The sequence below is a fragment of the Dermatophilus sp. B7861-1 genome, from assembly GCF_058996045.1.
The window spans coordinates 2439219-2453108 of record NZ_CM180082.1; the positions used below are offsets into that span (position 1 = coordinate 2439219).

General features: G+C 59.8%; 14 protein-coding genes, 1 tRNA gene, 1 pseudogene and 1 riboswitch. Of the genes and pseudogenes, 5 read left to right on the forward strand and 11 right to left on the reverse strand.

The genetic code is table 11. From position 1 onward, the window contains the following. Together nrdH and AC2T9U_RS10750 are read right to left on the reverse strand one after the other, a co-directional pair. On the reverse strand, positions 1 to 261 hold the full coding sequence (gene nrdH / locus AC2T9U_RS10745; RefSeq protein ID WP_115032254.1) for a glutaredoxin-like protein NrdH: 261 nt from the start codon (positions 259 to 261) through the stop codon (positions 1 to 3). A 360-nt stretch (positions 262 to 621) separates the two neighbouring features. Then, positions 622 to 1830 (reverse strand): MarP family serine protease, encoded by a 1209-nt coding sequence (locus AC2T9U_RS10750; protein ID WP_493696092.1) that lies wholly within the window; start codon positions 1828 to 1830, stop codon positions 622 to 624. A gap of 132 nt (positions 1831 to 1962) precedes the next feature. On the opposite strand from AC2T9U_RS10750, the gene AC2T9U_RS10755 reads away from it, so the two are divergent. Continuing rightward, on the forward strand, positions 1963 to 2643 hold the full coding sequence (locus AC2T9U_RS10755; RefSeq protein WP_028327542.1) for a Crp/Fnr family transcriptional regulator: 681 nt from the start codon (positions 1963 to 1965) through the stop codon (positions 2641 to 2643). Here AC2T9U_RS10755 and AC2T9U_RS10760 read toward each other — a convergent pair. The 8 genes and pseudogenes from AC2T9U_RS10760 to AC2T9U_RS10795 form a co-directional block, all read right to left on the reverse strand. Then, complete coding sequence (locus tag AC2T9U_RS10760; protein WP_493696093.1) at positions 2637 to 3299, reverse strand: (2Fe-2S) ferredoxin domain-containing protein; 663 nt, start codon at positions 3297 to 3299, stop codon at positions 2637 to 2639. The genes AC2T9U_RS10755 and AC2T9U_RS10760 overlap by 7 nt on opposite strands. Beyond that, positions 3296 to 4060: an ABC transporter ATP-binding protein gene (locus tag AC2T9U_RS10765; protein WP_493696094.1), complete on the reverse strand. Its 765-nt coding sequence runs from the start codon at positions 4058 to 4060 to the stop codon at positions 3296 to 3298. Before AC2T9U_RS10765 ends, AC2T9U_RS10760 begins: the two co-directional genes overlap by 4 nt. Continuing rightward, the gene (locus AC2T9U_RS10770) at positions 4057 to 5088 is read right to left on the reverse strand and encodes a FecCD family ABC transporter permease (RefSeq protein ID WP_115032250.1); all 1032 of its coding nucleotides are present in this window, start codon (positions 5086 to 5088) and stop codon (positions 4057 to 4059) included. The genes AC2T9U_RS10765 and AC2T9U_RS10770 overlap by 4 nt, the downstream gene beginning before the upstream one ends. Next, positions 5085 to 5840, reverse strand: a pseudogene (locus AC2T9U_RS10775) (ABC transporter substrate-binding protein). The gene AC2T9U_RS10770 and the pseudogene AC2T9U_RS10775 overlap by 4 nt, the downstream one beginning before the upstream one ends. 285 nt (positions 5841 to 6125) lie before the next feature. Beyond that, positions 6126 to 6300: riboswitch (cobalamin riboswitch) on the reverse strand. A 53-nt stretch (positions 6301 to 6353) separates the two neighbouring features. After that, positions 6354 to 7067, reverse strand: coding sequence for an MBL fold metallo-hydrolase (locus tag AC2T9U_RS10780; protein ID WP_493696095.1), 714 nt, complete (start codon positions 7065 to 7067; stop codon positions 6354 to 6356). 83 nt (positions 7068 to 7150) lie between these two features. Further along, positions 7151 to 7618 carry a RidA family protein gene (locus tag AC2T9U_RS10785; protein WP_115032244.1) on the reverse strand — a complete coding sequence of 156 codons (468 nt, stop codon included), beginning with the start codon at positions 7616 to 7618 and terminating at the stop codon, positions 7151 to 7153. Positions 7619 to 7620: 2 nt separating this feature from the next. Then, positions 7621 to 7779 (reverse strand): Sp36 family protein, encoded by a 159-nt coding sequence (sp36, locus tag AC2T9U_RS10790; protein ID WP_115032242.1) that lies wholly within the window; start codon positions 7777 to 7779, stop codon positions 7621 to 7623. Positions 7780 to 7864: 85 nt separating this feature from the next. Beyond that, positions 7865 to 8179 carry a WhiB family transcriptional regulator gene (locus AC2T9U_RS10795; RefSeq protein WP_341746883.1) on the reverse strand — a complete coding sequence of 105 codons (315 nt, stop codon included), beginning with the start codon at positions 8177 to 8179 and terminating at the stop codon, positions 7865 to 7867. A gap of 302 nt (positions 8180 to 8481) precedes the next feature. Here AC2T9U_RS10795 and AC2T9U_RS10800 point away from each other — a divergent pair, with 302 nt between their 5' ends. The 4 genes from AC2T9U_RS10800 (at position 8482) to AC2T9U_RS10815 (ending at position 12682) form a co-directional block, all read left to right on the forward strand. Then, complete coding sequence (locus AC2T9U_RS10800) at positions 8482 to 10824, forward strand: penicillin-binding protein (RefSeq protein ID WP_115032240.1); 2343 nt, start codon at positions 8482 to 8484, stop codon at positions 10822 to 10824. Positions 10825 to 10940: 116 nt separating this feature from the next. Then, entirely contained in the window at positions 10941 to 11873 is a 933-nt protein-coding gene (locus AC2T9U_RS10805) for a metallophosphoesterase (RefSeq protein ID WP_115032238.1), read from the forward strand. 94 nt (positions 11874 to 11967) lie between these two features. Next, positions 11968 to 12044, forward strand: a tRNA-Pro gene (locus AC2T9U_RS10810). A 116-nt stretch (positions 12045 to 12160) separates the two neighbouring features. Next, positions 12161 to 12682 carry a thermonuclease family protein gene (locus AC2T9U_RS10815; RefSeq protein WP_115032236.1) on the forward strand — a complete coding sequence of 174 codons (522 nt, stop codon included), beginning with the start codon at positions 12161 to 12163 and terminating at the stop codon, positions 12680 to 12682. Between the two features lie 5 nt (positions 12683 to 12687). Here AC2T9U_RS10815 and AC2T9U_RS10820 read toward each other — a convergent pair whose 3' ends face one another. Beyond that, the gene (locus AC2T9U_RS10820) at positions 12688 to 13785 is read right to left on the reverse strand and encodes an ArsB/NhaD family transporter (RefSeq protein ID WP_493696096.1); all 1098 of its coding nucleotides are present in this window, start codon (positions 13783 to 13785) and stop codon (positions 12688 to 12690) included. Positions 13786 to 13890: the final 105 nt, after the last annotated feature.

Here is a 13890-nt window from a genome sequence, read left to right on the forward strand (position 1 = left end):
TCAGGCTGCGTTTGCGCGGGCTGCGGCGGCTTTGATGAGGTCGGGTCGGTAGCCGGACCAGTGTTCGTCGCCGTGGATGACTACCGGGGCCTGGGTGTGGCCTAGGGACATGACGTGGGTGAGAGCGTTCTCATCGGCGGTAAGGTCGACCACTTCGTAGGGAAGTCCTGCCTTGTCAAGGGCGCGGTAGGTTGCGTTGCACTGGACACAGGAGGGCTTGCTGTACACGGTGAGTGATTCTGCGGTTTCGATGGTCGACATGCTCTCTCCTCAAAGCGGGGTCACGAGGGAGGGCGTGCGCAATAACGCGCCCGGTTTCCTGCGCGACCGTTGGCCGATAACCGGGCGGACCCGGGGTGCTGGTGGGTGTTCGCGGTTGGGGGGCGATCGCGTGGTGCGTTCGTCTACTGGGCGTTGCTCCTAGCTGGTGGGCTGGTGCTTTGTTTCGCCTGTCGTTCCCTCTGGCCGCTGTGGGAAGGCCCTGAATTGTTTTTGGGGCTCTTCACGGTACCGCGTTCTCAACCCCAAGATGTGGGGGCTGATCCGGCGATCCAGCACAAGTGATTGTAGGGGCATGGGTGCACGCGCGCGAATGCACCGCTCTCCGGCGTGTTGAGTCTTTTACGCAGCGCAAAGCGTCTGAGCTGGCGGAGCAGGACGTTCGGTAAGGAATTCGTCGAGTTCTTTGAGAGTAAGAACATAGGCGGTTTCGTTCTCTGTCGTTGAACGAGCGAAAACGACTCCGGCAACACGACCGTCCACGGTCAGCGCCGGGCCGCCGGAGTTTCCAGGACGTACATCACCACGCACAACGTAGATCTGGCGTATCGCTTGACCTTGGCCGTAGATGTCGGCGCCACGGGCATTCATGCGGGTAGCGATACGCCCTGGCTGGGTGGAGTAAGGGCCTCCGAGTGGATATCCGGCCATAAAGAGTGCTTCTTTGCGGGAAACTCGCTCTGCTCTTGGTAACGGTTGGGCTTGCAAGTCTTCAACTTTGAGCAGTGCTAGGTCACGGGCTGGGTCGAAAGCGACGAGATGAGCCGAATGGCGTTCGTTTTTCACTCGGACGCTGATGCGGTCAGCTCCAGCAACGACGTGGGCGTTCGTGACGATGGTGTCGGAGGTCAGTGCCCATCCTGTGCCTTCTTGAGAGCGGTTGCATCGCAGCGCAAGCGCATCGATTCGATAGATGGATTCACTGGCAGCTCGGAGTGCCTCATTGGATGCGATGGCTTTGTCTGGGGGTTGGACGCTACGAACGTCAGGTGGTTCTTGGTCGGTGAAGACTCTGGGGAATTGGTAAGCATCGAGAGCGACAAGTGCTTGCTCCAGTACAGCGTCTCGAGTGGCGGGAATGACGTTGTCCACCACGTGCAATGACCGGGAGGCAGAGATTCCATCTTTGAGCGCTGGGATAGGCGAGAGTGCGAGCAGTCCAGTGGCTACCCAGAGCGCCACGGCGGCGACGGTGAATTGCACAGCCGCGCCGCCGAATGCATCGGTGTAGCGCGCCCAGGAAGCTCGAATGCAGCTGATGAGCGGCATCGCTATACGCTCGAGGATGCCTTGAGTGATCGCTGCCAGGACCAGGATGAGCATGACCAGAATGGCCGCCTCAGAGGCAGCCCACTGTGCAGGGAGCTTATTGGCGAGCGCTCCGGGCAAAACAGCAACACCAAGAATGCCTCCGGCGGCGAATCCTGCTGCACCGAAAAGACTTCCGATGAATCCTCGTCGCCATCCGCTCGTTACTGAGGTCCAGAGGATGAGAAGGACGACGGCATCGACCACCAGGCCCCACGGCGCCCACGCGACCGTTCCGTTCATCACATTCTCCCTCGTCGTTATGGCGTGTTTGTGGTTAACGCCTCAGTTTTTGCTGTCTGCCAGGGCTTTCGGGAGCTTTCGTGTCGATGCACGTCATGCTCACGAACACCGCTGGTCTGGCACACTTACCTCGTGGCTCTCAACGATCTTGTCAGGCAGGCGCCTCTTTTCTCGGCGCTGAGCGACACCGATGTCCATGCACTTCAGTCGATGATGACCTCGACGCATGTGGCGCGCGGTTCAGTCCTCTTCCGTGAGGGCGACCGCGGCGACCGTCTGTACGTCATCGTCTCCGGGAAGATCAAGCTCGGACGCGCGAGCATCGATGGGCGCGAGAACCTCGTCGCTGTGCTCGGCCCGGGTGAGCTTTTGGGCGAGTTGACGGTGTTTGATCCGGGTGACCGTAACGCGACGGCCACAGCGATTGCCAACACGGAACTGATTGGTCTTACGCACGAGCAGCTGGCTGCGTTCCTGCCTGATCACCCGCAGGTGGCTTCAGCGCTATTGGCTTCATTGGCGCGTCGTTTGCGTCGTACGAACGATTCTCTTGCTGATCTTGTTTTCACAGATGTCCCGGGCCGGGTGGCGAAGGCTCTCATTGATTTGTCGCACCGTTTCGGTCAAGAGATCGACGATGGTCTTCTGGTTCCGCACGATCTCACGCAGGAAGAGTTGGCTCAGTTGGTGGGTGCTTCTCGCGAGACGGTGAACAAGGCGCTTGCTGATTTCGCGACGCGTGGGTGGATCCGTTTGGAGACCCGTGCGGTGGTACTTCTCGACGTGGAGCGTTTGACCCGTCGAGCTCACTGAGGCGGTTGTGTTGCTTCGGTGAGGTTCTGGTCGACGAGGACGGGGATGTCGTCCTCGTCGACTGGTCCATGCCATGTTCCGTCGGGGTGGGTGACGATGACTGGGGCACGGTTGCAGGGGTAGAGGCAGCCGGTTTGGGTCAGGAGTACGCCGTTGTCGAGCAGGTCGCGGTGGCGTAGTTCGTCGCGTATTCGGGTGGCGATGGCGTCGGCTCCTTGGGCGTTACAGCGTGGCCCGCGGCAGAGCAAAACGTGATGGGTGTGGGGTGGTGGTTGTTCCCAGGTGGGGTTGTGTAGTGGGGCTTCTTGTCCGGTGACAGCTCGTCGTGGCTGCTCGTCGAGGTTGTATGTGGTTAGGTCGTGTACGGGCTTAGTGATGACGTCGATGTCCATGCTGGAGTTGCGGGTGCGTTTCCAGTGTCCGGCCACGCGGCGTACCCATGAGGGTCCGGTGGGGGCAGCGTCGAAAGTGATAGGGATGAGCAGCACCTGTTGGGTGTTTTGCGCTTCGAGGGTGTCCAGGGTGTGGGTGAGTGAGGTGTGGTCGTTGCCTTGGAGGGCGGCGACCTGAGCGTGTAGGTGAGTGGCGACGTGGCTGATGGTGGCCTCGGGGTGGGGGCTGGTGAGGTCGATGGTGACAAGGACGAGTGTGGTCATGGTTGTTTTCCGGTAAGTCCTGTCCAGGCGATGTGAGTGCGTTCGTCGTGGTGGATGCGGGTGTTGATGCCGAAGACGTCGGCGATGAGTTCAGTGGTGAGGGTGGTGCGGGTGGGTCCTGTGGCGATGATGCGTCCGTGGTTCATGACAATGATGTGTTCGCAGAAGGCGGCGGCGAGGTCGAGGTCATGCAGGACAGCAACGACGGTGAGGTTCAATGCGCAGACGGTGTGAAGGAGGCTGATTTGGTGGCGTAGGTCGAGGTGGTTGGTGGGTTCGTCGAGCAGGAGGATGCGAGGTTCTTGGGCCAGAGCACGGGCCAGCTGTACGCGTTGACGTTCTCCGCCGGAGAGGGTGGGCCAGGTTCGGTCGGCGAGGTGGGTGATGCCTGCGGTGTGCATGGCGGTGGTGACGGCGTCGGTGTCGTGGGGGTTGTGCCATCGTCCGCGATGTGGTGTGCGTCCGAGTTCGACGATGTGTCGGACGGTGAGGTCTAGAGGAGTGTGGGGGTGTTGTTCCAGGAGTGCGCAGAGGCGGGCGCGGTGGCGTGGTGGCATGTGGGTGACGTCGTCGTCGTTGAAGTGGATGCTTCCGGTGGTGGGGCGGCGTATGCCAGCGAGGAGGTGAAGGGTGGTGGTTTTTCCGCATCCGTTAGGGCCGACAATGGCGGTGGTTGTGGCGGCTGGGATGGTGAAGTCGAGATGGGCGACGATGTCGCGTCCGTGAGTGTTCCAGCTGAGGTTGCGTGTGGTGATGTTCATGAGTGGCGGGCGTGGTTTCTCAGGAGGGCGACGAGGACAGGGGCTCCGATAGCGGCGGTGATGACTCCGATGGGGATTTCTTGGCCGGGGTTGAGCGCGCGGGCTGCGGTGTCAGACCACAGGAGCAGGAGTGCGCCTGCGAGGGCGGATGCGGGGAGCAGGCGGCGGTGGGTTGGTCCGATGATCAGGCGCATGATGTGTGGGATGGTCAGTCCGACGAAGCCGATGGGGCCGACGGTGGCGACGGTGGTTGCGGTCAGTAGGGCGCATCCGGTGAAGAGTGCCCAGCGGGTGTGTTCGACGCGGATTCCTAGGGAGCGAGCGGAGGTTTCTCCGAAGGCGAAGGCGTCGAGGGCGGGGGCGGAGGTGATGAGCGCTGTGGTGGCGAGCAGGGTGGTGATGGTGATGAGCCAAGCATGTGGTGCGCGGATTCCGCTGAAGGAGCCAAGCATCCAGGTCATGACTTCACGGGCTCCGGAGTAGCCGCCGAAGATCATGACGACGAAGGAGGTGAATGCGCCAGCGAGTTGGCTGATGGCTATTCCGGCGAGAATGGTTCGTCCGGGTGGGAGTGCGCCGGAGCGGCCGGTGGCAAGACCCAGAACCAGGGCTAGAGCTGCGATTGCGCCGGTGAAGGCGGTGACGGTGGTGGCTACTGCTGGGGGTAGTCCGGGGATGGTCCAGCCGAGGATGATTGCAGCGACGGCGCCGACGGCTGCTCCGCTGGAGATGCCCAGGAGGTAGGGGTCGGCCAGGTCGTTGCCGGTGAGTGCTTGGAGGATGCATCCGCATTGGGCTAGGGCGGCGCCGACGGCGATGGTGGCCATGATGCGGGGTAGGCGTAGTTCCCAGATGATTCGGTCGGTGAAGATGGTGACGTGGTCGCCGTGAATGAGGTGGACGCGGCGGGCAATCACGTCGATGACGTCGGTGGGTGGGATGGGGACGGATCCGATTCCTAGGACGATGATGCTGCTGGCAGCCAGGAGGAGGGTGAGGGTGGCTGCGGTGTAGATGAAGCGGGTCACTGGTCGAGTTGGGCGAGTTGGTTGCTGATGGAGCGGGCGCCGTCGACGAGGCGGACTCCGGGTGTGCTTTCGCTGAAGGGGATTGTGATGAATCGGTTGTTTTTTACGGCGTCGAGTTGGGATAGGACCGGGTCGTTGGTGAGGTAATTTTTCTTTTTTTCGGCGGTGTTCCAGCTGGCGTCAGCCAGGACGATGACGTCGGGGTTGGCGGCGACGACTTTTTCCCATGAGCCTTCGCTCCAGCCTCCGGGAAGGTTGTCGAAGATGTTGGTGGCGCCGACGGCGTTCATGATTAGGTGTGGGCCGCCTGCTCCGGCGCCGACGGTGGGGGTTTTGTCGCCGGAGTCTTACCAGAAGATGGTGTGGTTTTTGCCGGTGGCTTTGGTGCGAATTTCGTCGAGGTGTTTTTTCTGGGTGGTGATGAGGGCGTCGGCGGTGGGGGTGACGGCAAATATTTTGGCGATTTCAGCGATTTCGTTCCAGCCGTTTTCGAAGGTGGCCTCGGCGGTGGGGGTGCCTTTGGGACATCCGAAGGGGCTGGTGTAGGTGTTGATGCCTTCGGAGGTGAGTTCGTTTCGGGTGCCGACGGCTTTGTCGGTGAAGGCGCTGGCGTAGGCGGAGTAGGCGAAATCGGGTTTGGCTGCGAGGAATTGTTCTTTGCTGGGGTATTCCTTGGCGAGGACGGGGACGGTTGCGTAGGCGGTTTTGTAGGTGGGGGCGATGGTGTCGTCGAGGTAGGCAGTGCCTGCCATGCGGGGGGCCAGGCCAAGGGCGAGTGCTGTTTCGGTGGCGCCTTGGTTGAGGGTGACGAGTCTGCGTGGTGGGGTGGTGACGGTGATTTTTTCGCCGCAGTTAGTCAAGGTGATGGGTGCGGTATTGCTGCTGGTGTTGGTGGGTGTGGTGGGGGCGCCAGCGCAGGCGGTAAGCAGGAGGATGCAGGCGGCTACGGTGATGTGGTGGGGGTGTGGGCGCACGGTGTGGCTCCTGGGACCGGTGGGCCTGGGTCGCGAGGCCTGATTCTCGATCCGCGCCCGCAGGTGACGGGGCGATCACCAGCAGGTATTCGGACTTGGGGTCCCTCGGTGCGGGGCGCCTTCCCAGAGTGTTCCAGTGGCGTGTGTGCCCCGCCCGTCTCCCTTACCGCTGCGCGTCAGTTCCGGTTTTGCACCGGATTCCCTGGCCCCGTGGGCGACTGGCTTTCTCAGCGTAGCAGTGGTTTTGGTGGCTGCGGAGTCGTATTTGTTGCTGCTCACAGAGGGTATAGGTCACAGGGTGTCATGGTGGCGGAGATGGTCGAGCTGAGCTGCTACGCAGATGCGTGCTGCGGCTAGGACGCTTTCGGGTTGGTCGCGGTAGACGATGTTGGTGATGGCTTCGATGTCAGTGCCAGCTCCGCTATCGCGTGCAGCGCGGATTTGGCGCAGGCGGGCGGTGCGGTGCTGGATGTAAGCGTCCAGGATGGGGGCGGTGTAGGAGTGCGTGGGGCCGTGCCCGGGCAGGAGTGTGTGCTCGCCTTTGTCTCGCAGGAGGTCGCTGAGTAGATGGAGTGTACGTAGGTAGTCGGTGAGGGTTCCGTCGGGGTAGTCCAGCCATGTGGTGCCGCGGCCCAGGATGGTGTCACCGGTGAATAGCAGGGGTGCTTCGTGAAGTCGGAAGGTTGTGGAGTCTGCTGTGTGGCCAGGGGTGGCGATGACGTGCAGGGTGAGCCCCTCGGCGTGCAGTGTTTGCCCGTCGGTGAGAGTGGAGGTGCCGATGGATAAGGCTTGTAGGCCGGTGGCTTTTTCGATCAGGGGGATCGCGGCTGCGTGGTCTGCGTGATGGTGTGTGAGCAGTAGGTGAGAGATTTCGGCTTCGTCGCTGGTAGCGGTGGTGAGAATGGTGGCGATGTGGGTGGGGTCGGCGGGGCCGGGGTCGATGATGATGCTGTGTTTTTTACCTGGGGCGCGAAGGATGTAGGTGTTGGTTCCTTCGAGTGTCATGGGCCCCGGGTTCGGGGCACGCAGCACCGTCACAAACGGTGATGGTGCTCCGTTTCCGGGGCTTTGTGACTGTTCGAGCAGGGTCATTCCTCGCGTAGTGCTACGACGATTTCGACTTCGACGGGGGCATCCATGGGTAGGACTGCCACTCCAACAGCGCTGCGTGCATGCACGCCGATGTCTCCGAAGGCCTGTGCGAGCAGGTCGGAGGCGCCGTTGATGACGGCGGGCTGTTGGGTGAATGTTGGGTCGCTGGCGACGAAGCCAACAACTTTGACAACGCTCTGGACCTGGTCGAGGTCGCCCACTACTGATTTGACTGCGGCGATGGCGTTGAGCACGCAGGTTCGCGCTAGCTCTTGTGCTTGTTCAACGGATACCTCGGCACCTACTTTTCCTGTGATGGGAAGGGCCCCATTGACGAGAGGAAGTTGGCCGGAGGTGTGGATACGTCGTCCGTCGGCTTTGGCGGGAACGTATGAACCTACGGGAAGTGCTACTTCAGGTAAGGCTAAGCCGATCTCTTGCAATCGTTGTTCAACGGAACTCATGTTCAGTCCTCCTCTAGAGGACGTTTGAAATAAGCCACGAGATTTCCGGTATCGGTAGTGACGACCTGGACTAGTTCCCAACCATCAATACCCCAGTTGTTCAAAATTTGCTGCGTCGCGTGCGGAATGATCGGCGCGGTCGCATATTCCCATTTTTTCATGAAGCAAGCCTATCGATTTCCGCAGAACAGAACGAGCGCTGCTAATCGCACATCTGGGATTCAGTAACTCGCGTGATCGTTATATTCAGCCAGCCACTTTGGCGGTGCTATTGGTATCTTCGAAGACACGTTTCCAGTCAGTGACCTCTGGGTGTAGGCGCAGCATCTTGCGCCGTTCACGTTCGGTCATACCTCCCCAAACGCCGAATTCAATGCGCTCATCCAGGGCTTCTGCGAGGCAATCGACGACTACTTCGCAATTGCGGCAGATCCTCTTAGCGCGTTGTTGAGCTTTTCCTTCCACAAAAAGCTCATCCGGACCAACGGTCCTGCACCAAGCCCTTGCTGACCAATGCTCGATAGACTCTTCGAACGTTGTTTCGGGCGTTTCAGTAATCACAACTCAACCCTTCAATACGCTGGCGGCCGCGTTGACGCTTCGCGCTGTGAAATCGATCTTAGACACAGACTGGGAGGGATTTGCAATACAGGTTGCCCTGAAAGTCCCCATAGGCGATAGAACTGTGAGAGAGTGCCCCAGCATCTCTTAGAGTTAATGTGATCTAGATCACAGTTAACGCTTTATAGGGGTATAAATGATGCCTAGGCATGGCCTATTTCGGCTTATTACTCCACTGCCGCGGCGCAACACGACATCATCCAAAAGGGACGCCACCTCCGACGGGACGTAACCTTTACTACATGACGAATGACCCCACCGTCCCCGCGTCTGACCACGAGCAGAATGCGGCGCCGGAGCAACGCGAGGGGCTTCATTCCGCGTTCCGTCTACTGGGTGGAGTTGTCGCCGGATCAACTGTTCTAGGAGTCCTCGTCGCAGGAATCTTCATGCCTGTTGTTGGAGCAGGCGGTCTAGCTACTAAATCCATCGTGGCTTCGTTCGACGCCATGCCCGCAGAATTCACGGCCTCCCCCGCCTCACAACAAACACGCATCCTGGCCGCAGACGGCTCCACCATCGCCACCCTGGCCGAAGACAACCGTCAAGTGGTCTCCCTAGATGAAATCGCCCCGATCATGCGTAAAGCACAGATCGCGATCGAAGATGAACGTTTTTACGAGCACAGTGGCGTTGATCCCCGAGGCGTAGCCCGAGCCCTATTCGCCACACTGCGCGGCGACACCCAGGGCGCATCCACCATCACACAGCAATACGTCCGCCAAACCTTGGTCACCACTGCCCTGAAATCCGACAACGAGGCTGGCGTCGCAGCAGCCCTAGAACGCGGCGGCGTTGCTGGCATCGTCCGCAAACTCCAGGAAATGAAATACGCCATCGCCCTGGAAGACAACCTCAGCAAAGAACAAGTTCTCGAGGGTTACCTCAACCTCGTCTATTACGGTGCAGGAGCATACGGCGTCGAAGCTGCAGCGCAACGCTACTTCAGCAAACGCGCTTCCAAACTCACCCTGCCCGAAGCCGCAATGATCGCAGGCCAAGTGCAGCGCCCCAGCTACACCAACCCATTCGAACGCCCCGAAGAAACACTCAAACGCCGCAACGCCGTACTAGACCGAATGCTTTCTTCTCACGTCATCACCGCAGAAGAACACGACGAAGCAATCAACACACCCCTAGGACTTAAACCAAGTCTGCCAAAACAGTCCTGTAATGCCTCGGGGTCCCCGTACTTCTGCGAATACGTCGTCAACTGGCTTCTGGACCAGCCCTCCTTGGGCAAAGACCGCAAGAGCCGCCGCAATGCCCTCTACCGCAAAGGGCTGAAAATCGAGACACCTTTTGACCCCAAACTCGCTGCCTTCGCCCGAGAAGAACTCATCAAACGCGCCCCCGTAGAAGACAGCAAGAGCCGCGGGGCTGCCGTTGCTGTTGTACAACCCGGAACTGGAAAAGTTATTGCCACCGCCCAAAACACCAACTACGGGCAAGGCTCTGGCGAAGCTGGCGTAGAGACCACCGTGAACTGGAGCGTAGACGCCAAATACGGGGCTTCCGGCGGTTTCCAGATCGGTTCAACTGCCAAGCCTTTCAACCTAGTCGCTGCTCTAGAGAAAGGCATGTCCCCGGACACTGTCCTTCAAGTGCCTCCTAACCACACGCCATACTCGGTCTCCCAACTTGGTGGAAACAAGTGTGGCTTCATTGGCCGTCCCTTCCAGCCCAAGAACCACGAGGGCAACGAGTTCGGCCCCATGAGCTTGAAAAAAGCCACCCAAAAATCCGTGAACACTGCCTTCGTGGAACTGGCCTCCCAGGTAGGGGTCTGCAACATCGTCGATGTCATGGGAAGGATGGGCCTACACACCGGATACGGGCAGAAGTACGGAACCAAATTCGTCCCCAACGTCATCCTCGGCGCAGACAACGCTTCTCCCCTAACCCTGGCCTCGGCCTACGCCACCTTGGCAGCCGGCGGCAAATACTGCGAGCCAGTCCCCGTAACGAAAGTCAGTGACTTCCACGGCAAAGTTTTCCCCATTCGAGGCGCGAACTGTCGTCAAGCAATCAGCCAAAAAGTCGCCTACGACACCACCCGCATCCTTGAATCCGTCATCTCTCCCGGAGCTACCGGTGAACAGATGGCCCTGGCAGATGGCCGAGTCGCGGCAGGTAAAACAGGAACCGCCGACGCGAGTGTGCACACCTGGTTCGCCGGGTTCACTCCTCAGCTGGCCACTGCCGCGTGGGTCGGACGCCCCAACGCGCAGCTGCCTCAACCACACGTATACGGGTCTACCTTCGCTGGTCCGATCTGGACCGCAGTGATGAACGAAGCCTCCAAAGGCATGCCCAAGCTCGACTTCCAGCAAAACCCCAACAAACCAGGACAAGGCACTCCTGCTTCCGAGACCGCCGAGGTCCCAGACGTGGTGGGGCGGACCCTGAACTCGGCTAAGAAGCAACTCGAAAGCGAAGGCTTCAAGGTCAAGATCAACTCCGAGAAAATGCCCTCGGACAACATTGACTACGGCCGCGTAGCTCAGATCACACCAATGGCAGGCTCACAAGCTAGCCGCGGAAGCACAGTCACCATCACGCTCTCCAGCGGAGCTGATGAGTAACCCGCAAAAGAAAAAACGTGTAGATAACGTGTAGATAACGTGTAGATGCAGTTTGGGGGCGCTGGCACCTATCGGTGTAGGCGCCCCCATCACTACATCTGTCAAGATGGTTAACGATGAACACACTCATGCGAGGAGCCGCTGCTTTGGCGGCCGCAGCCGTTGGAACTGCCGCCTACGGAGCTTTTGTAGAACGCAACAATTTCACGCTCCGTCGTTTCACGGTGCCTGTTCTTCCACCCGGGGCACCACAGATCCGAGTTCTCCATCTGTCTGACATCCACATGATGCCTTGGCAGCTGCGCAAGCAGGAATGGATCGCCGGTCTCGTTGACCTGGAACCTGATCTGGTCATTGACACCGGTGATCACATCTCTCACCCTGACTCAGTCCCTGTGGTGCTGGATTTGCTAGAGCCATTACTGCGCCTGCCTGGTGCGTTCGTGTTGGGGTCGAACGACTATTTCGCCCCTGCTGCGCGCAATCCAATGAAATATCTGCTGAAGTCTGAGCCAACACCAAGTTCGAAACGTCTACCTACGGAGGCACTTGTTCTTGGGCTAGGTGAGATGGGATGGCGTGACCTATCGAACGCTCGCGGCCACCTCACCGTCAAAGGCGTAGAAATCGCGCTGGTCGGTGTCGATGACCCCCACCTGAAGTACGACATGTTCCACCAGATTCCGGCCGCACCAGAACATCCGACCCCAGATCTAAAACTAGGTCTACTTCACGCCCCTTACACACGTGTGCTCGAGGCGATGACCGCCGAAGGAGTGGACCTGATGTTCGCTGGCCACACCCACGGCGGGCAGTTAGCAATTCCGGGCTACGGCGCCATCGTCACTAACTGTGACTTGGATACGCGCCGGGTTAAAGGATTGTCGCGTTGGTGGGAGGGAGCGAACGGAATCGATTCTTCCCACGCACCAGCCGAAGCAGCCTGGCTTCATGTCTCCGGCGGATTGGGTACCTCCCCGTTCGTTCCAATCCGTATCGCGGCACGTCCCGAAGCATCACTGTTGACTCTTACCCCACGAGAGCACTGAACAGCGTCATCTGCTGCCAAAGCAGACCGATTGGGAGAAAAGCACCCACGTGCGTTAACGTTGGGAGTCGCTGGGACTAAGTCCACAGCATCCTCGGGGTGTGGCGCAGCTTGGTAGCGCGCTTCGTTCGGGACGAAGAGGTCGCAGGTTCAAATCCTGTCACCCCGACCAACTCTGAAAGGGCCCCTCACCTAGGTGAGGGGCCCTTTCAGCATCCTGATGCCCAACCCATCCCACACCCGAACCACACCGGTTACCCCGCACACGCGATGTGATGGAGTTAAAGAGTGAAGGCGAACAACACACATCTCCTCTGCACTACCACCGCGCTCCTAAGCCTCGCCTTCCTCAGCGCCTGCAAAATCAACCCCATCGCCTCAGCCGCATCCAGCACCGACCACCTCGCCCACGTCACCGGCATCACCGACGGCAACATCATCAAAGTTGACCTCGACGGCACCACCGAACACATCCGTCTCATCGGAATCAGCACTCCCCCAGGCACTAGCTGCTACACCCAAGAAGCCACCAACCGCATACGCCGATTCATCGAAGCCACCGCCGTACGCCTCGAGGCAGACCCCACCTACAGCAACCGCGACCCCCAAGGCCACCTATTACGCCACATATTCACCTCAGACGGAACCAACGTCGCCCAAAACCTCATCAACGACGGATACGTCCACGCCACCACCACCAAACCCCCATACCGCTACCAACCCGCCTACACCGCAGCCCAAAAAGAAGCCCAAAAAGCACAACGCGGCCTCTGGGCCGCCTGCACCACCACACCCAACCAACCCAAATAACCCCCTCACCCCACCACACCCAACACCACCGTCGCCGCAACAACCGCGCACCCCGCACACACCACCCCAGCACCCCCCAACCGCCACACATTCCACTTCACTCCCGCAGCCGAACACCGCTGCAGCCACAACAACGTCGCCAACGACCCCCATGGCGTCACCAACGGCCCCACATTCGCCCCCACCAATACCGCCATCAACCCCACCGCATCACCCGGAACCACCCCCTCCACCGCCAAATACGCAGGCAAATTGTTCACCACATTCGCCAACAACGCCGTCACACCAGCCACCCGCAACAACCCACCCACACCCTCTGCAGACCCCAACACCCCACCCAACCAACCCAAACCACCCACACCCTCAACCCAACCAACCAGCACCGACAACACCACAAACCCCAACGCCATCCCCCACGGCACCCCCACCCCACGCAACAACCCCGCATCCCGCACCAACACCGCACCCACCAACACCACAACGCCCACCGACGAGACCAACCACGGCTCCACCCCCACCGCAAACGCAGGCCCCACTGCCCCACACACCACAAACCCCACCAGCAACAAAACCCGATCACACCCCTCACCAGCAGGCACCACCCCATACCTGCCCGACACCAGCGCCGGATACATCACAACCACACACACCAACGTCACCACAATCGCCACACACCCGGGCCATAACGCCAACGCCACATAATCCCCATGCCCCAACCCCCACCGGGCAAAACGATCCACCGCCATAAGATTCGTCAAATTCGACACCGGTAACAACAACGACCCCGTATTGGCAACCCATAACGTCGTCACCACAAACGGCCGCACCGGCACACCCACCTGCCTAGCCAGCGCAAGCGCCACCGGCGTCAACAACACAGCCGTCGTATCAAGAGAAAGAAAAACAGTAGTAACGACAGCAAAAACAGAAAACAACCACCACAAAAGAAACGTACGACCCTGCCCCCACCCCGCAATCCAGCGAGCAGCAACATCAAAAACACCCACACGCTGAGCCACATCAGCCAAGACAGTGACCGTCACAAGGAAAGCGACAACCGGAGCAACCCGCTCAACAACAGGAATAACAGTGTGAGTAAACACAATTGCTAATCGTGCCGCAGATAAAAACACCTTCTGCGCAGACTCGCTCCCCCAGCCACCGCACCGTTGCACACAAGCACACCCAACATGAGCAGCAACTAATCG

What these genes read in the sequence shown, in the direction of transcription:
- nrdH (WP_115032254.1), bottom strand. Translation starts at nt 261, where the DNA reads ATGTCGACCATCGAAACCGCAGAATCACTCACCGTGTACAGCAAGCCC.
- AC2T9U_RS10750 (WP_493696092.1), bottom strand. Translation starts at nt 1,830, where the DNA reads ATGAACGGAACGGTCGCGTGGGCGCCGTGGGGCCTGGTGGTCGATGCC.
- AC2T9U_RS10760 (WP_493696093.1), bottom strand. Translation starts at nt 3,299, where the DNA reads ATGACCACACTCGTCCTTGTCACCATCGACCTCACCAGCCCCCACCCC.
- AC2T9U_RS10765 (WP_493696094.1), bottom strand. Translation starts at nt 4,060, where the DNA reads ATGAACATCACCACACGCAACCTCAGCTGGAACACTCACGGACGCGAC.
- AC2T9U_RS10780 (WP_493696095.1), bottom strand. Translation starts at nt 7,067, where the DNA reads ATGACACTCGAAGGAACCAACACCTACATCCTTCGCGCCCCAGGTAAA.
- AC2T9U_RS10785 (WP_115032244.1), bottom strand. Translation starts at nt 7,618, where the DNA reads ATGAGTTCCGTTGAACAACGATTGCAAGAGATCGGCTTAGCCTTACCT.
- sp36 (WP_115032242.1), bottom strand. Translation starts at nt 7,779, where the DNA reads ATGAAAAAATGGGAATATGCGACCGCGCCGATCATTCCGCACGCGACG.
- AC2T9U_RS10800 (WP_115032240.1), top strand. Translation starts at nt 8,482, where the DNA reads ATGACGAATGACCCCACCGTCCCCGCGTCTGACCACGAGCAGAATGCG.
- AC2T9U_RS10805 (WP_115032238.1), top strand. Translation starts at nt 10,941, where the DNA reads ATGAACACACTCATGCGAGGAGCCGCTGCTTTGGCGGCCGCAGCCGTT.